Annotated in this window: 16 protein-coding genes and 1 other annotated feature; of the genes, 4 read left to right on the plus strand and 12 right to left on the minus strand. The window is 52.9% G+C overall.

Going from position 1 to position 17,605, the window contains the following annotated elements; translation table 11 throughout:
- The first annotated feature begins 294 nt into the window (after positions 1 to 294).
- Complete coding sequence (locus ACVB80_RS15150; RefSeq protein WP_481082132.1) at positions 295 to 480, plus strand: DUF3545 family protein; 186 nt, start codon at positions 295 to 297, stop codon at positions 478 to 480.
- A gap of 56 nt (positions 481 to 536) precedes the next feature.
- Here ACVB80_RS15150 and ACVB80_RS15155 read toward each other — a convergent pair whose 3' ends face one another.
- The 3 genes from ACVB80_RS15155 to nfo form a co-directional block, all read right to left on the minus strand.
- The gene (locus ACVB80_RS15155; RefSeq protein WP_481082133.1) at positions 537 to 1,088 is read right to left on the minus strand and encodes a hemerythrin domain-containing protein; all 552 of its coding nucleotides are present in this window, start codon (positions 1,086 to 1,088) and stop codon (positions 537 to 539) included.
- A 140-nt stretch (positions 1,089 to 1,228) separates the two neighbouring features.
- Positions 1,229 to 1,906, minus strand: a complete 678-nt coding sequence (gene ung / locus ACVB80_RS15160; protein ID WP_481082134.1) for a uracil-DNA glycosylase — start codon at positions 1,904 to 1,906, stop codon at positions 1,229 to 1,231.
- 295 nt (positions 1,907 to 2,201) lie between these two features.
- Positions 2,202 to 3,068, minus strand: coding sequence for a deoxyribonuclease IV (nfo, locus tag ACVB80_RS15165; RefSeq protein WP_481082135.1), 867 nt, complete (start codon positions 3,066 to 3,068; stop codon positions 2,202 to 2,204).
- A gap of 348 nt (positions 3,069 to 3,416) precedes the next feature.
- Between nfo and grcA the strand changes: the two genes are divergently transcribed.
- On the plus strand, positions 3,417 to 3,794 hold the full coding sequence (gene grcA, locus ACVB80_RS15170) for an autonomous glycyl radical cofactor GrcA (protein ID WP_481082136.1): 378 nt from the start codon (positions 3,417 to 3,419) through the stop codon (positions 3,792 to 3,794).
- Between the two features lie 104 nt (positions 3,795 to 3,898).
- Here grcA and thrC read toward each other — a convergent pair whose 3' ends face one another.
- The 3 genes from thrC to thrA are packed head-to-tail and all read right to left on the minus strand — an operon-like array spanning position 3,899 to position 8,597.
- Positions 3,899 to 5,182, minus strand: a complete 1,284-nt coding sequence (gene thrC / locus ACVB80_RS15175) for a threonine synthase (RefSeq protein WP_481082137.1) — start codon at positions 5,180 to 5,182, stop codon at positions 3,899 to 3,901.
- Positions 5,179 to 6,135, minus strand: a complete 957-nt coding sequence (gene thrB, locus ACVB80_RS15180) for a homoserine kinase (protein WP_481082138.1) — start codon at positions 6,133 to 6,135, stop codon at positions 5,179 to 5,181. Before thrB ends, thrC begins: the two co-directional genes overlap by 4 nt.
- 2 nt (positions 6,136 to 6,137) lie before the next feature.
- Positions 6,138 to 8,597, minus strand: coding sequence for a bifunctional aspartate kinase/homoserine dehydrogenase I (gene thrA, locus ACVB80_RS15185; RefSeq protein ID WP_481082139.1), 2,460 nt, complete (start codon positions 8,595 to 8,597; stop codon positions 6,138 to 6,140).
- Between the two features lie 30 nt (positions 8,598 to 8,627).
- Positions 8,628 to 8,750 (minus strand) — a sequence feature (Thr leader region).
- 326 nt (positions 8,751 to 9,076) lie between these two features.
- Here thrA and ACVB80_RS15190 point away from each other — a divergent pair.
- Positions 9,077 to 9,556, plus strand: a complete 480-nt coding sequence (locus ACVB80_RS15190; protein ID WP_481082140.1) for a ribonuclease regulator — start codon at positions 9,077 to 9,079, stop codon at positions 9,554 to 9,556.
- Here ACVB80_RS15190 and ACVB80_RS15195 read toward each other — a convergent pair whose 3' ends face one another.
- The gene (locus tag ACVB80_RS15195; RefSeq protein WP_481082141.1) at positions 9,557 to 10,045 is read right to left on the minus strand and encodes a putative 4-hydroxy-4-methyl-2-oxoglutarate aldolase; all 489 of its coding nucleotides are present in this window, start codon (positions 10,043 to 10,045) and stop codon (positions 9,557 to 9,559) included. It lies immediately after the preceding gene.
- A gap of 71 nt (positions 10,046 to 10,116) precedes the next feature.
- The gene (locus ACVB80_RS15200) at positions 10,117 to 10,503 is read right to left on the minus strand and encodes a DUF3293 domain-containing protein (protein WP_481082142.1); all 387 of its coding nucleotides are present in this window, start codon (positions 10,501 to 10,503) and stop codon (positions 10,117 to 10,119) included.
- A 332-nt stretch (positions 10,504 to 10,835) separates the two neighbouring features.
- Here ACVB80_RS15200 and arcA point away from each other — a divergent pair, with 332 nt between their 5' ends.
- A complete protein-coding gene (arcA, locus tag ACVB80_RS15205) occupies positions 10,836 to 11,552 on the plus strand; it encodes a two-component system response regulator ArcA (RefSeq protein ID WP_481082143.1) in 717 nt (238 codons plus the stop codon).
- A gap of 61 nt (positions 11,553 to 11,613) precedes the next feature.
- Here arcA and ACVB80_RS15210 read toward each other — a convergent pair whose 3' ends face one another.
- The 4 genes from ACVB80_RS15210 to mnmL all read right to left on the minus strand — a co-directional run bounded on the left by ACVB80_RS15210 (position 11,614) and on the right by mnmL (position 17,244).
- Positions 11,614 to 12,066, minus strand: a complete 453-nt coding sequence (locus tag ACVB80_RS15210; RefSeq protein WP_481082144.1) for a hypothetical protein — start codon at positions 12,064 to 12,066, stop codon at positions 11,614 to 11,616.
- A complete protein-coding gene (gene arcB / locus ACVB80_RS15215) occupies positions 12,063 to 14,420 on the minus strand; it encodes an aerobic respiration two-component sensor histidine kinase ArcB (RefSeq protein WP_481082145.1) in 2,358 nt (785 codons plus the stop codon). Before arcB ends, ACVB80_RS15210 begins: the two co-directional genes overlap by 4 nt.
- A 94-nt stretch (positions 14,421 to 14,514) precedes the next feature.
- Positions 14,515 to 16,245 (minus strand): GGDEF domain-containing protein, encoded by a 1,731-nt coding sequence (locus ACVB80_RS15220; protein ID WP_481082146.1) that lies wholly within the window; start codon positions 16,243 to 16,245, stop codon positions 14,515 to 14,517.
- A gap of 51 nt (positions 16,246 to 16,296) precedes the next feature.
- Positions 16,297 to 17,244 (minus strand): tRNA modification radical SAM protein MnmL/YtqA, encoded by a 948-nt coding sequence (gene mnmL / locus ACVB80_RS15225; RefSeq protein ID WP_481082147.1) that lies wholly within the window; start codon positions 17,242 to 17,244, stop codon positions 16,297 to 16,299.
- Positions 17,245 to 17,605 lie beyond the last annotated feature (361 nt).

A 17,605-nucleotide genomic window follows, 5' to 3' on the forward strand; every position in this document is an offset into this window, starting at 1 on the left:
GAACAGTGTTCACTTAATCGGGTGTCCCAAATTATTAACATGCCCCCCGGGGGGACCTTTCCTGACACGGATTTAACAATTCAGCCTGACTGGCTGAGTGAAAAAAAATTTTTCAATTGATGCTTTTTTGAACGAAATCACCCAGTAAAAAGTGTGAATGCCACGGTAGTTTCCACAAAAGCTTCATCTGCGCGAAACAAATGAGAAACACGTCAAAGATATGCTCAGGCCACCTGTGTTACTTAAAAGGCTCACACGGAGTCCCGCAACAGCAATAATAAAGTGAGGTCGCTTATGGAAGGCTTTCAGTCAGACGATATCTATGAAATGGATACGCCAACGGGCCGCAGTACCCGAAGCAAACCGGTGAAACGCAAGTGGCGTGAAATCGAGGCGATTAAAGACCGCCAGCGTCTGCAGCGTGAACTGATGGAAATGGACATCTGCAACGATTACAGCTTAGACGATATAGATTTATAGCAAACAGGCGCCTCCGGGCGCCTGTTTTCATTCTGCGACGCATCAGTGCGCCGGACTCAGTACTGCTCTGATTCCACCTGCTTGACCCGTTCGGCCAGCTGGCGGTAACGGTCTGCAATAGTGTCCCCGAACACCGGGTCCTCTTCTTCTTCATGCCATTTCGCTTCAACGGCTTTCCAGTCCTCAAGACCAAACGCTTTATCGATCAACGGCAGCACTTCCCGCTCTTCCATCTCAAGGTGACGCTTCTGGCGCTCAATGAACTCTTCCAGCCGTTCGATAAACAGATCCTGAGGCACAACGGCGTCCTGAAGGATCATATCCACCATATCCAGGAACTCGTGGGTCATCTGTGACAGCTCTTTGTGCTCCAGCTCCAGATCTTCCACCCGGGCCGAATCTTTATAGTTCTCTATATAGTAGAGGTAAATGATGTCTTCTTTGGGATGATGCGTCTTTTCAGAGTGATTACACAGGTAGTCAACGATCTCTTTAAGCAGGGAGTAATTGACCGGCTGCTCATTGCGCAATGTATTGAGTTTCTTCCTGAGGATGGCCAGCAGCCGGGCCATATAGCCATGTTCACGACGTATTCGTTCTAGCATCATTGCTTCTTCCTTCTGTTACTGTCCCTGAGACACGCTTAGCGCGGGTAAACAGATAAATGTCAACACGTTAAGCGCGCAGCGCTATGCATATAGTGTAACCAGGAAATAAGCTGCGCACCTTGATGCGGTTTGCAAAACGTCTATTTTATGACCGGTTGCCAGTCAATCGCCATCTCACCCATACCGGTAAGAATCTGATTGGTTTCAGAGAAATGTCCACAGCCAAAGAAACCGCGACGGGCAGAGAGCGGTGAAGGGTGCGGCGCAGCCAGCACATGATGACGCTCACGGTCGATCATCCTGCCTTTTTTCTGGGCGTGTGCCCCCCATAAAAGGAAGATAAGGTTATCGTGATGCTGATTAAGCGCTTCGATGATCCGGTCAGTGAACGTTTCCCAGCCACATTTGGCGTGAGAATGTGCTTTGCCCTGCTCGACGGTCAGTACCGTATTGAGCATCAGCACGCCCTGCTCCGCCCAGCTTTTCAGGTAACCGTGGTCAGGCCGGGTAAAACCGGGAATGTCCTGTTCCAGCTCTTTATACATGTTGACCAGAGACGGGGGAGTCTTCACGCCTGGCAGCACAGAAAAGCACAGGCCGTGCGCCTGATCCGGGCCGTGGTATGGGTCCTGGCCCAGGATAACGACTTTGACATCTTCAAAGGGGGTCAGGTCAAATGCACTGAACACATCACCGGCAGGCGGGTAGATCACCTTGCCACTCAGGCGCTCAGCTTCAACAAACGCCAGGGTGTTCTGAAAATAGGCCTGCTGTTTTTCCTGGCCGAGGATATCCTGCCAGGTAAGGGAAGTCGTCATACTTGCTCCATTTCGGGTTAGGGCACAAGCCTGACATTGTAACCGGGTTTTGACCCGGACGCAGAGCCTGCCTTAAAAAAACAGGCCCGTTTTGTCCGGGCTCACTGCCTTTCAGCGGCCTTTTTGCTGCGGGGTTCTCCAGTGACCACGACCCTGGATATGACGGTTAGGAACCGGGGCGGGTACCCGCACGGAAAAAACTTTACTGACCATAACTGCCTCCTGTGCATCCCGGCTGTGTGCCGGGCCTTATCCGGAGTAATGAAAGATCAGTGCCAACCTGAAAAGCAGGCTGTTAACCCGCTGCAATCTCAGTGTTTTTTTCTGCCATCTCTTTCAGGGCAGCAATTTCCTCAGGCCAGATTTCGGAATCAATTGTCTCCAGAATCAAAGGGATACCATCAAAACGCGGGTCTGCAGCAATATACTCAAAGCACACCCAGCCGATATGCCCCTTACCCAGCGAGTGGTGACGGTCCACCCGGGATGACAATTCTGCTTTTGAATCATTAATATGCATTGCCCTTAAATAGTGCATCCCGACCACGCGGTCAAACTCTGCAAAGGTCTCCTGGCACGCCTGTGCCGTACTCAGATCATAACCGGCGGCAAAAGTATGACAGGTATCCAGGCAGACGCCGACCCTGCTTTTGTCTTCGACCTGTTCGATGATGGCCGCCAGATGTTCAAAGCGCCAGCCGAGGTTAGTACCCTGACCGGCAGTGTTTTCTATTACGGCGACCACATCCGGCACCTGCTGATGAGCCAGGTTGATCGATTCTGCGATCCGCGCCAGACACGCCTCTTCACTCAGCTTGCCAAGATGGCTGCCCGGGTGAAAGTTAAGCAGGGTCAGCCCAAGCTGATGGCAGCGCTCCATCTCATCAATAAAAGCGGCGCGGGATTTCTCCAGCTTCTCCTGCTCCGGTGCGCCGAGATTGATCAGATAAGAGTCATGCGGCAAAACCGCGTCGCTGCTGTAACCGGCTTCACGGCAGTTGCGCTTAAACGCCGCAATGGTGTCTGCGGTCAGCGGTTTGGCCTGCCACTGACGCTGATTTTTGGTAAACAGCGCAAACGCGGTTGCGCCGATCGCTTTCGCCCGCAGCGGCGCCAGATCCACCCCGCCAGCGGCAGAGACGTGTGCTCCAATAAGTTTCATACTTTTCCTGTAACTTGATTATGTAATCACTTTCAGCGGACACCCTGCCGCCAAAGACTTAAGCGAACCAGGCCCAATCTTGCCCGGATTTTTGTAGTAACTTTACGACAAAACGCCCTTTCAACTATTTTTTATGGTATCAAAAAATCTGATGCAGAGCTGTTTTTTAACGGTTTATTGATTTAACGCAAAATATTCACCGCAAAATAAATGCGGTTTTTAGTTGTAATTTGACCCAAATCAATATTAATATAGTGGGCATACGCTATATAATACGCGACTCAACAAAAATTCTAAAAATTACACCATTAATATAATGCCACTCATAAGTGGCCCAGGAGAAAAGTCATGATCCAAGGTATTCAAATCACTAAAGCTGCAAACGACGACCTGCTGAACTCAATCTGGCTGCTGGACACCGAGAAGAACGAAGCTCGCTGTGTTGCTGCAACTTCAGGCTACGAAGCTGACCAGGTTATCGCTGCATCTGAGCTGGGTGAGTACGAGAGCCGTGAAGTGGCTATCGAAACTGCACCACGTATCGAAGGCGGTCAGCACCTGAACGTTAACGTTCTTAAGCGTGAAACTCTGGAAGACGCAGTAGCGCACCCGGAAAACTACCCACAGCTGACTATCCGTGTATCTGGCTACGCTGTACGTTTCAACTCTCTGACTCCAGAGCAGCAGCGTGACGTAATCGCACGTACCTTTACTGAATCTCTGTAAGAGATAACGCATTCAAAAACGGCGCTCAGTGAGCGCCGTTTTTTTATGTCTGCTGTTTACAGGTATAAAAAGAGCGGCCTGAGCCGCTCTTTCTGCATAGCATGTTACTTCTGCGCCCCGCGCAGCACCTGCTTCAGCTGGTCAAAATCAGCCTGCAGATCCTGAGACAACAGCTCCATCTGCGCATGTTTGGCCAGCGGGCCCGGCAGCTCAATATCACTGCCAAGGATCTCATCCACCACTTCCTTGAACTTGGCCGGGTGAGCGGTACACAGGAACAGACCGGTTTCACCCGGCTCCAGCTGCTCTTCAAGCACCCGGTAAGCGATCGCACCGTGTGGTTCACACAGGTAACCCAGCTCATGCAGCTGTTTTACCGACTCACTGCTCTGCTCATCGGTCACCGCACCTTTGCCCAGGGTATCCAGACCCCAGCCTTTGCGCTGACACAGCTCTTCAATACGCGGCCAGTTGTTTGGCTGACTGACGTCCATGGCGTTAGAGGTGGTGGCGATGGTTGGTTTTGGTTCCCACTGACCGGTTTCCAGGTAACGAGGCACCGTATCGTTGACATTGGTCGCAGCGATAAAGCGTTTGATCGGCAGGCCCAGCGCTTTAGCCAGCAGGCCGGCGGTCAGGTTACCGAAGTTACCGCTCGGTACGGAGACCACCAGGTTCTCACGCTGTTCTTTGCTCAGCTGCGCCGCAGCTTCAAAGTAGTAACAGATCTGCGCCATCAGACGACTGATGTTGATCGAGTTCGCTGAGTTCAGGCCAATCTCTTCACGCAGCTCAGCGTCGTCAAACGCCTGCTTCACCAGCGCCTGACAGTCATCGAAGTCGCCTTCAATCGCCACGGTATGAATATTGTTACCCAGGGTACAGAACAGCTTCTCCTGCAGCGGGCTGATCTTGCCTTTCGGGTACAGGATCACCACGTTAATGTCTTCCATGCCATAGAAAGCATGGGCAACCGCCGCACCGGTATCACCGGAAGTTGCGGTCAGGATAGTGATCTTACCACCGTCTGATACCGCCGCCAGTGACTGAGCCATAAAGCGGCCGCCAAAATCTTTGAACGCCAGCGTCGGACCATGGAAAAGTTCGAGCGCATAAACGCCCTCTTTTACTTTCTCAACCGGAGCCGGGAACTGAAACGCGCTCTCTACCATTTCAGCCACTTTGGACTGTGGCAGCTCATCGCCGATCAGGGCAGACAGCACTTTGGTGCTGCGGGTAATAAAATCCTGCTCCAGCAGTTGGTCGATATCTTCCAGCACCGGCAGTTCTGACGGGAAAAACAGCCCCTGATTGCGGCCGAGCCCCTGGCGCACGGCCTGGCCAAAGGAGACCTGTTGATCATGTTCTTTTATGTTGTACAGCTTCATAGCTCACTTCCTGTTACTTTTGACCCCTGCTTGTCGAGACGACAAACGTGGACAAATCCTTCTTCATTCTGAATGTAGTTTTGCTCCAGCCACGCTGCCACGCGCTCTGCCACATCTTTCTGTTTGCAGATACTGAACAGCGTTGGTCCGCTTCCGGAGATGCCGGTCGCCAGCGCGCCGGCAGACGCCGCGTATTCACGCGCATTGGCAAAACCAGGCAGCAGTTTCTCACGATACGGCTCAGCGATCACGTCTTTGATCATCTTCGCCGCCAGCTCCGGCTGGCCGGAGTGACAGGCGTGGATAAAGCCCGCCAGGTGACGGCCGTGGGCAATAATATCCTGACGGCGGTATTGCGATGGCAGGATCTCACGCGCTTCAGCGGTTGAAACCTTGATGCCCGGATACGCCATGACCCAGTACCACTCATCAAAGCACGGCACTTCCTGGCTGATATGGCCCAGCTCTTCAAGCATCAGCTGCACACCGCCAAGGTAACACGGCGCAACGTTATCGTAGTGAATACCACCGGAGATCTCGCCTTCCATCTCACCCATCAGGGCCAGCAGTTCGGTCTGGTCCAGCGGGGTGTCGTGAAACTGATTCAGTGCATCCAGCGCCGCGACGATAGAACAGGCGCTGGAGCCCAGCCCGGAGCCAATCGGCATGTTCTTTTCAAGCGTCATGTGCACCGGCTTAAGCTCTGCGCCTTTGCGATCCAGCTCGCGGCCATAAACCTGCCAGCAGCGGTAAACAATATTCTGTTTCGGATCCGCCGGCAGCTTATCCACAAAGCTGCCCGCAGTGGAGAGTGAAAATGGCTGTTCACCGGCTGCCACTTTTACCCGGTCACCCAGCAGGGTGCCATCCACCGGGGACACCGCGGCCCCCAGTACATCAAATCCTACGCTGACATTGCCAATAGAGGCCGGAGCGTAAACAACAACACTCATGGTTATACTCCCAATTTCCAGCCAAGGGTACGCATCACATCAGCGAACACACCGGCTGCGGTCACTTCGCTGCCCGCACCGTAGCCGCGCAACACCAGCGGGATCGGCTGGTAGTAACGGCTGTAGAAGGCCAGCGCGTTCTCGCCATCTTTAATTTTGAACATAGGGTCATTTTCGTCCACCGCCTGGATACTCACCCGGCAACGGCCCTCTTTGATCTCACCCACGTAGCGCAGCACCTGGCCCTGCTCTGCCGCTTTGGCAGACTGCTCGCGGAAGTACTGATCCGCTTCCGGCAGACGGGCAAGAAACTCTTCTACGCTGCCGGACTGATCGAAGCCCGGCGGCAGAGCCGGCTCAACTTCCACATCATCGAGCTCCAGTTCAAAGCCCGCTTCACGCGCCAGGATCAGCAGCTTACGCGCCACATCCATACCTGACAGATCATCACGCGGATCCGGCTCGGTAAAACCGTTATCGCCGGCCACACCGGTCGCTTCACTCAGGGTCATACCTTCATCAAGCTTACCGAAGATATAAGAGAGGGAACCAGACAGAATACCGCTGAAGCGATCCAGCTCATCACCGGCAGCAATCAGGTTTTGCAGGTTTTCGATAACCGGCAGACCCGCGCCAACGGTGGTCTCATACATCAGCTTACGGCGGGACGAACGCGCCACACTGCGCAACTGATGGTAGTAGGCCATGCTGGCGGTGTTGGCTTTCTTGTTCGGGGTAACGACGTGGAAACCGGCACCAAGGAAGTCCGCGTACTGAGCAGCAATTGCATCGCTCGACGTACAGTCCACCAGCACAGGGTTAATGATATGGTTACGCTGCACCAGTGCGATAAGCTGCGGCAGGCTGAACTCCTGAGTCGCATTGTTCATCCGGTCACGCCAGTGCTCAAGCGGCAGGCCCTGACTGTCGAGCAGCATGCCCTTACTGTTAGCGAGACCACAAACGCGCAGCACGATACCTTTCTCTGCCAGTTTGGCCTGCTGACGCTCGATCTGATCCACCAGTTCACCGCCAACACCACCAACACCAACCACAAACACATCAAGGAAGTGCTTGGAGTTAAACAGGTTTTCATGACAGGCTTTCACCGCTTCCGAGATCTTGTCTTCCGGGATCACCGCTGAGATCGCCCGCTCAGAAGAGCCCTGGGCAATCGCCACAATGTTGACGTTCACTTCCGCCAGGGAAGAGAAGAAGCGGGATGCCACGCCACGGGAAGTACGCATACCGTCACCCACCAGGGTCACGATCGCCACGTCATCGATAAAGTCGACCGGCTCCAGCAGGCCGTCTTTCAGTTCCAGTTCGAATGCGTCACGCAGCGCTTTCTGAGCCTGTGCTTTATCCGCAGACTCGATACAGAAACTGATGCTGTATTCCGAAGAAGACTGAGTGATCAGTACGATAGAAACGCCGGCTGAAGACATGGCGCCAAATACGCGGCTCGCCATGCCCACCATGCCTTTCATGCCTGGTCCGGAGACATTGACCATGGTCAGACGGTTAAGGGTAGTGATCCCTTTGATCGCCAGCTTGTCTTCACCTGTATCCTGGCCGATCAGCGTGCCCTGTCCCTGAGGGTTAAAGCTGTTTTTGATCAGACACGGAATGTGGAAGCGGGCGATAGGTGCGATGGTTTTCGGGTGCAGAACGGATGCCCCGAAGTAGGACAGTTCCATCGCTTCCTGATAGCTGAGGGATTTCAGCAGGCGCGCATCGTCGACCAGCCGTGGGTCACAGTTATAAACACCATCCACATCGGTCCAGATCTCACAGCACTCGGCACGAAGACACGCGGCCAGAATCGCGGCTGAATAATCAGAGCCGTTACGGCCAAGTGTGACCAGCTCACCCTGAGCGTTACCGGCGGTAAAGCCAGGCATGATGTGTACATGACCTTCAGCCAGTGGCTCGGACTGGAATTTTTTGGTGGAGACTTCCACATCTACCATAGCTTCCAGCGGACTGCCGCTTGCCACCAGGTAATGTACCGGGTCGATAAGATCTGCCGGCTGACCTTTGGCTTCCAGTACCGCTTTCATCAGCTGGATAGAGATCCTTTCCCCTTTACTGATAATGCGGGCATTCACGTTGTCCGGACACATCCCAAGCAGCGAAATGCCGTGAACAAACTGACGCAACTGAGAGAGTGAGCTGCGCAGCACGCTGGCAAAGCCACTGCCATCCAGGCCCGGCAACCTCTGCTCAACTTCATCAAACAGCCCCTGAAGGTACTGTTCCAGTTCGCAGATCTGCAACTCGGCCTCGCCGTTGCGCAGTGCCCCTTCAATGACCGAAACCAGTTTATTGGTGGTCTTACCCGGTGCTGACAGCACCACGGAAATCTCATCCTGCCTCGCATTATTGGCGATGATGTCCGCCGCTCTTAAGAAGCGGTCCGCATCAGCCAGTGATGAGCCTCCAAACTTTAATACTCGCATCCCTTCCTCCGGTGTATTTTTAAATCGGCATAAAAAAAGGCCTGTATCTTGTGGGATACAGGCCTTTTCTTTGTAATTCTTTCGCTTACCAGCCCGCCCCAACGTATGTAATGTCGGTAATAATGGTGGTTGTGGTCATGGTGGTAACGATATTTAGCATTTTAACTGTTACTTCTGTCTGCTGCTGTTTGTGTTTGCTTATATTTACGTTTACCGGCTTTCGTATAGCGAGTCAACAGAAAAATGTGTTTTCTTTGGTTTTTTCCGGAGCGGCAGATTATCTGCCGGAAAACGTCAGAGGATCTGTCACGCCTTATCCGGCCTGGGATCTGCCCGGACCAGTCAGCCAAAGATCCGCCAAAGGATCTGCGATTAGTGAGAAAGATCGCATTTTAACCGGGTCACGCATAAAAAGATCGTTCGCGAAGGGAACTTCCGCTATATTCAGTAAACAGGTTCAATTATGCAAGGAGGCGATGATGACAAAATGGATTCTCAGCGGCCTTCTTGTGCTGCCTCTGTTTTGCTCCGCAAACCCGCTCGATCTGCTGACAACGCAGAACGAAAAAGCCACGCCACATAAATGGTTTGTTTCCAGTTACAGCAGCTCTTCTGAGAGCAGTGACGCGTTTGATGTCTGGAACATCGACAGTGGTTATGCCTATAACGTGTTTGGCCCGCTGGATGTTTACGTCGGTGCCAGCTTCAGCAACGATACCCATGAGCAGTCCCGCGGCTTCCTCAGCGGGGTAAGCTACCAGTTCAGTGACAAAATCACCCTTAACAGTGGAGTGCGTGCACAGCTGCGTGATAAACCCGCTGGCGCCGGTGATGAGAAGCAGCTTTCTGCTGAAGTGACCAGCCGGGTTAAGCTGACCGAGAGTCTGAACCTGCATGCCACCCTCGATGTTGAAGAGTGGCAGCAGGGGATTGAAGTGGGATTAGGCTTCAGCTTCTGATCAAGCCACCGCCTGCAGTAACTCCTTGGATACCAGCATTCCGTTCCAGTCGGCGTAAATGTAATCGCCTGGCTGGATCATCTGTCCCTGAATAGTCAGACCAACATTGATCTCCCCTATTCCGCGTTTTTCCGTTTTGAATGGACAGGCGCTGATGGCTTTCACCCCCAGATCCATTTCAGCCATGGCAGAAACATCTCTGACGGCCCCCCAAACGATCACGCCTTCCCACTCATTTTCAATCGCGAGAATCGCCAGCTGATCCCCGAGCAGGGCTTTCTGTGTTGATCCGTTTCCATCCACAAACAGCACTTTTCCTTTGCCGTTTGCACTCAGTGCTTCACGAACCATTGAGTTGTCGTGGAAACACCGTACGGTGACTATTTCACCCCAAAACGCCGCTCGCTCTCCGAAGTTTTGCAGCGGCAGATCCAACAGGGTTACCTGGTCGGGAAACTGATCACACAGTTCGGGCAGTAAGTCTTGCATTTTTCCTCCTTGGAAAGTTTTCCTTTGCTCCGAAGAGCAATAACTAAAGTGAATCCTTCGCGTTCTATTCCTTATCGCAATTTGTGGTCAAAAAGGCCCAAATTCAACCTTTCTCCCTCACAAGACACCAACCACAAGTCGTTATTTTCGACATAGTAGATGGCGTTTTGTTCAAACTTTCGCCCAAGTCTGAGGGCATTTTGTAGTGATATTTCTACAGCAAAGCTCTCTTCGATCCAGCTTTTTTTTTCATCACCTGCCAACAATGTGACGTAATTCGCCCCACCGAACTCTGCGATCAGGGTCTGGTTTTGTTGGTGATTACTCTCGTCAGATGCCTTTATGCTTCTGGGATTCCATGCGGTAATAATGGCAAAATGTCTGTACATTACCGGCTGAGACAAGAAGAAAACGGTTGCCTGATAAGCCTGCCAAAGATCACCTGATACTGATCGCATAAACTCTTTCTCCGGGTGCCGAATTACTATCCATTCTGGTAAGTTTTCATCTATTGATATAAATCAACAAAGTGCAGGTAATTACAACTCAACCGTTGTTAGCAAGCTGTTAACATTATAGAATTGCTAACAATTAATGGCAGAAAAGAACATCTACCCCTTAAGGAGAATGAGCCAGACTTGTTCCGGGCTCCCACGGACGGCGTACCATTTATCGGGAGTGTTTTTTTGATACATATCGACTATTATCATTTAACACTTTCCCCTGTGTTATTTTTTTTGCCTAAAATCAATTTATTTAGAACAGTTTAGTTACAATTTAGGTACCGCCAATGCAAACCCCACAAATCCTCATCGTCGAAGATGAACAAGTAACACGTAATACGCTTAAGAGCATTTTCGAAGCAGAAGGATACGCAGTATTTGAAGCCAGTGACGGTGATGAAATGCATCAGCTGCTTGAACAGCACGCTGTTAATCTGGTGATCATGGACATCAACCTGCCAGGCAAAAACGGCCTGCTGCTGGCTCGTGAACTGCGCGAGCAGGCAAACGTAGCCCTGATGTTCCTGACTGGCCGTGATAACGAAGTCGACAAAATTCTGGGCCTTGAAATCGGTGCAGATGACTACATCACCAAGCCATTCAACCCTCGTGAACTGACTATCCGTGCACGCAACCTGCTGAACCGCTCAATGAGTGCCGGTACCGTACAGGAAGAAAAACGCAGCGTTGAAAAATACAAATTCAACGGCTGGGAGCTGGACATCAACAGCCGCTCACTGGTAAGCCCTTCAGGTGAAAGCTACAAGCTGCCACGTTCTGAGTTCCGTGCCCTGCTGCACTTCTGTGAGAACCCAGGCAAGATTCAGACCCGTGCGGATCTGCTGAAGAAAATGACCGGCCGCGAGCTGAAGCCGCATGACCGTACCGTAGACGTAACCATCCGTCGTATCCGTAAGCACTTCGAATCAGTGGCGGACACTCCGGAAATCATCGCGACCATTCACGGTGAAGGCTACCGCTTCTGTGGTGATCTGGAAGACTGATCCCCACACAGCTGATACAAAAAAACCTGCCATCCGGCAGGTTTTTTTCGTCCGAAGCCACTCAGTAAGCGACATCCACGTCAAGGTTGCGCTCGACCAGCCAGGTCTGTTTTCCCTGATACTCTACCGCGACGGCAACATCCACCTGGTTATCTGTATCAAGGCGCATTCCGGCAGAGAAAGCCACTTCCCACTGCTGCTCGGTATGAGTACGCAGCTCGAAATCCGCTTCTCCCAGCAGAACACTGTTCTCGCCCTGACGAACCATCACCTGAGCAACGGACAGATCCGCCGGCAACGCTTCATCGGTCGTAATATAGAGAGCGCCGTTCACCGCATAGTCAGTCTCTTCAGTCGCAGACGGCATCATGTTAATCCAGATATTGCTGTTTAACTGCAGATCTGTCCCCGCCACACTGGCCTGTTTGTCCGCTCCCCACGGAGACGGAGCCGTATCCGGCTGAGCCGCACATCCCGCCAGCACGGCGGCACAAAGCAAAATCGCAGATCTCATTGTGAGTCTCCCTGATAGTTGTTCAACCACTGTTTTAAAACCTGAATATCATGAAGATAACCGTCACGGATCTCTTCCACCCAGTCATCGATGTTCTCCCACCAGGCCGGATGGCCGGGGCTTTGCGCTTTCTGGGCAATCCCCTGAATATGCTTCAGGCCAATCGAGCCCGCCGCACCTTTTATCTTGTGCGCCTCAGAAACGATCCCATCCTGGTCCCGCGCGACCATATTAGTATCGAGCACTTCCAGATAACCCGGCATCGCCTCTTCAAACATGGTGATGCTCTTAAAGACCGGTCCGGATCCCACAATATCCACATAGGACTCCAGCATATCCAAATCGAGCGCTTTGTTCACCAGATTTACCTGTTTATCATGCAGTTCTTCTTCCGATGCTGCCTGTGGCTCCATCGGCTGCTCACTGCCACCAGTCAGGGACAGAGCGGTTTTCACACCTTTAACCGACAGTGGCTTACTGATGGCACCATCCATACCGCCACGCAGATACTCTTCCCTGTCCTTGAGCGTGTTAGCCGTCAGGGCCACCAGCGGCGGCAGTGAGGTGTAGCGTTCGCGGAACGCTTTCGCCACGTCAAATCCGGTCATATCCGGCAGCTGAATATCAAGCAGCGCCAGGTCATAGTCATCCGGGCTGAACTTATCAATGGCCTCCTGACCGGTCATTGCCACCTCGACACTGTGACCCAAGCTTTCCAGCAGGGATCGCGCCACGGTCACGTTGAGCTCTATATCCTCAACCATAAAAATACGCAGCGGAGCCTGATTATCTGTCGCAGAGGACTTCTCTTCTTCCAGCCCCACCAGCGGTACCCGGATGGTCACGATAAAGGTACTGCCAAATCCCTCTTCACTGGTCACACTGATATCGCCCCCCATCATATTGATCAGCTGGCGGGATACCGCAAGGCCAATACCGGTGCCGACCGCGTGCAGATTGTCTTTGCCCGATTTGACCTGGTAATACATGGCGAAGATTTTATCCAGCTCCGCCTCCGGAATACCGATGCCGCTGTCTTCCACTTCAATCGCAATTTCTGCCATGCCTGCTTCACAGTGAGCGCTGACGCTCATCACCACGCCACCCTCTTTGGTGAACTTCATCGCGTTGCTGATCAGGTTCCAGAGCACCTGACGCAGGCGGGTGGCATCCACTTCGATTCCGGCCGGCAAATCCGTCATTCGCTCCAGGTCAAAGCGCAGCCCTTTCTGCTCGGCCATCAGGCTCGCCAAACTGTCGATTTCCGCCACAAATTCATTGAAATCAAGAGGCCTGGGCAGAAGCTCCAGTTTACGGCGGTCAAACTTGTCCATGTCGATGATGTCATTGAAGATGTTCCCCAGACTCACCGCACTGACGTTGATGGTCTGCAGGTACTGGCGCTGCTCTTTGGTCAGCTTGCTGTCGAGCAGCATCCGGCTCAGGCCGACAATACCGTTGAGCGGGGTACGCAGTTCATGACTGATGGTAGAGATAAAAGTGGTTTTGTCCTGGCTGGCTTTTTCCAGCGCATCCTGATACTTCTTGCGCTCGGTAATATCCCGGCCAAAGCCCACAAGCCCGAGGTGCTTGCCCTCTTTGCTGTAAAACGGCACTTTACGCAGTTCAAAACAGGCTTTTCTGCCGTCCGGGTAATCCAGCCACTGCTCGTAAGTCAGTGAGTGATTACCGTCGATCACCTGACGGTCGGTTTCGACGATCTTGCGTGCCACTTCTTTGCTGTAGACATCCCATGGAGTCAGGCCGACCAGCTCATGCTCGTGCCTGCCGGTCAGCCGTTCCATCGCCCGGTTACAGCCGGAAAACTCGCCGATGGCGTTACGGTAGTAAATCAGGTCCGGCGACGCATCGATAAACGAACGCAACAGCGCAGTCCGCTCTGCCAGCTCTACCTGAGCACGCTCGCGCTGGTAGACCTCGTTTTCCAGATCGCTCAGCACCTCTTCGCGCGCCTCTTCCGCCCGCTGGCGCTCTTCAATCTCCTGGTTGAGCTGGGCGATATTTTTCTGCAACTGATAGTTCAGCTCCTGATCGCGGGAGCGCATATCCTTAAGCTTTGAAACCAGCTTGGACAAACGCTGGCGGGACTCTTCAAGCTGGTCCACCACCACCGACAGGAAATACACCGCCCATGGGGTGATCAACAGACCAAAAAACGCCGAGCGGACAATATCAATATCATCCACCCTCCCTTTCAGGGCAAGGGTGATCCCGACCTGAACAAACACCGCCAGCGCCACCAGCGCCAGGGCCAACAGAATGGAAAAGCGAACAATACCGAGCTTGACCAGCAGATCAACATAGTACTGGGCAAGTTTTTTTATCGGCTTCATGAAGAGCTCCAAAAAGGGTAATTGGGACTATTGTAACGGTGAGCCAGCGCAGAGTCGCAAGGCAGGCTCACATCTCAATAAACAGGTAGCATAATCAGCTGAACTCTGAACGGTTGCGGCCCTTCTCTTTGGCCTGATAAAGAGCCTTATCGGCCAGAGCCACCAGCTCCGCACCTTTCGAACCGTGCTCTGGTACGCAGGAAACACTGCCAAGGCTTAAAGTTATCCGCCGGGCAACACCGGAGTGATGATGAGCAATATTAAGCCTGGCGATGGCATCGTGGATGCGGCGGGCCACATGCGCAGCCCCTTCTTTGTCGGTATTGGGCAGCAGGAAGGCAAATTCTTCACCGCCATAGCGGGCAACGAAATCGGAATCCCGTGACAACTCCTGACTGAACGCCCTGGCGACCTGGATCAGCGCTTCATCGCCCTGCAGATGGCCATAGTTATCGTTGTAATCTTTAAAGAAGTCGATGTCACACAACATCAGGGTCAGCGGCTGCTTCTGACGTACGTGCAGCCGCCACAGGGTTTCGAGCTGGGCATCAAACCGGCGCCGGTTGGCGACTTTGGTCAGGCCGTCAATAAAGCTCAGCTGCTCCAGCTCCTGGTTGGCGCGGGCCAGCTTACGTTCAGCAAGGAAGCGTTCACTGACATCCCGGGCGATCACCAGCACGCCGTTGGTACCGGAAGCGGGATCCTGATACGGAGATTTCACCACATCATACCAGGTCGGCTCGCCAAGGGTTTTCTCCACCTGACGGATATAGCGCAGGGTCCGGCCGTAACGCATTACCTGCTCGTCACTGTCTTTGTAATTGAGGTAGTTGTCCGGAGCCACCACCTGATCCAGCCGCTGGCCAAGCAGCTCTTTGGCGTCGGTGATCCCAAGCGACTCCACAAACGGCCTGTTGCACGCTTCGTAGATCATACTCTCATTGAACATACCGATAGGATCCGGACTGGCCTCCAGGATCGACTGCAGGATGGTATCACGCTGCGCAAGCGCCACTTCGGTATCCTTACGTCGCTCCATTTCATCGCGCAGGGCCTGCTGGGTCTGGTGCCAGTCAGTCACATCATGACTGATCCCAAGCGAACCAAACGGCTGGCCGCGGTCATCGGTCAGGGTACTGACATGAGTTTCTAGCAGACAACTCCGGCCATCCGGAGTGGTCGTCCAGCGGCGCTGACTGTAGCGGCCCGGCTGCAGCCCCTGAACCGCCTGAAAGCCCTGCTCTGTTCTTCCCTGCCAGAAATGGTCATAAGCGCGGTTAGTACCGAGCGCTTCCCCTTTCAGGTTAAGAAAGAACACCGGCTCAGACATGGAATCAAGAACCCGGGATGCAAGCGGGTCACCGGACAGCACGCCTTCTTCCTGATGACGGGCCGCTGTCTCCGCGTACAAAAACCAGGCTCTGTGCCCCTCGTATTTGTCCAGCCGCCCGCTCAGCGTCAGACGCCGGGTCACAGACTCGGAAACGGTGAGGTCAAATCCCTGATTGGTAAAATGACCATGATGGGTAAAAGGGGTAAACATCCGCGCAAGCTGACGGGGAGGAAGCTGACCGGGAAAATGAAAACGCCGGCCGATTTTACGAATAGAGAGCAGTTGCATCGCCTGGCGGTTGGCTTCCAGCAACTGGCCGGAATGACTGTCGATAATAAACAGGCAACCCGGCATATCCGCCACAAAGCTTTTCAGCTGGCGCTGAAACCGGCGGCGAAAGTGCCACACCATGGCGGTGGCAGCGGCCAGTACTACCAGCTCAAAGCCAAACTGGTAAAGACCGCTCCAGATGATGTTCAATGCTGCATCCATGACTGATTTCCCTGATATTTAAGGTTAACCCTTCACTTTTGCAGCTGATCGTTAACCTTTTTTTAAAACCGGCTGAGTATAAACAAAGGGCTGACCGAGTGCACTCCCCTGGGCACCATTATCGTTCAGATTCCGGCCAATTTCTGTCATCGCGGCCCAGCGGTTTTCACACCACAACGGTGAAAGCAGAGTTGGTTTGCGCGCAGAGGCACTGACCCTGTGGTACACCACGTCAGCCGGAGTGCGGCGGATCATTTCAGACGCCACTTCAACGTACTCATCCAGATCCGGTGCATCCATCCGTCCGGCGCGCCAGGCTTTCGCCATGGTACTGCCTTCTACGATATGCAGCGGATGAAGCTTGATACCGTCAGTGCCCACTTCCGCCACTTTATCTATGGTATCGAGGTAATCTTCCCGGCTTTCACCCGGAAGGCCAACAATCAGGTGAGTACACACTTTCAGGCCCAGTTCGCGTGCGCGGCGGGTAATTTCAGCATAGCACTCAAAATCATGACCACGGTTAATCCGCTTCAGGGTCTGATTGTTGGCAGTCTGAAGACCCAGCTCCAGCCAGATCTCATAACCTTTCTGATGATATTCACTGAGCAGATCCAGCACCGCGTCCGGTACACAGTCAGGGCGGGTACCCACACACAGGCCGACGATGTCCGCCTGGGTCAGCGCCTCTTCATACATGCCTTTCAGCACCTGCACTTCAGCGTACGTGCTGGTGTATGCCTGAAAATAGGCCAGATACTTCCTGGCCCGGTGCACTTCGCCGGCACGGTCGGTCAGCTGGTCGGTAATGGATTTGATCTGTGCCTGCTCATCGGCAAACGAGGCCACGTTACAAAAAGTACAGCCGCCCCGGCCTATGGTGCCATCCCGGTTCGGACAACTGAAGCCTCCGTGCAGAGTCAGTTTGTGCACCTTCTCTCCGTAGCGGCGTTGCAGATCCTGTCCCAGTGTATTGACCAGTTCGTGGAGTTGTTTCATTACCTTAGCACCCAGTTGAGAATGACTCTCATCAGTGAAATAAAATTACAGCTTTTCAAAAGAAAACTCCACATTCTATTACTGACAAAGGAAACACATACTGGCAGAAATCAATAAAGATGCACAAAATCCAGTGAAAAACGGCACCTGTCAGCATTTTGTTAAGCTGGATATGCGTCTCAGGAACAAAAAATCAGCGCCAGTGATAGAAGTTTGATTGGAATTTAGCTAGGCATAATTGTAGGATAGTTACAGATAGCCTTGTCAAAATGGTCGAATTATCGCCATTTGTCAGGTTATAAAAAGGCAGTTTTTCCACGCCCTCCAATATAAAAAGCCAAATAAACGGCAAACTCTGTGG

Source organism: Vibrio sp. 9-16B-A1 (genome assembly GCF_056726165.1).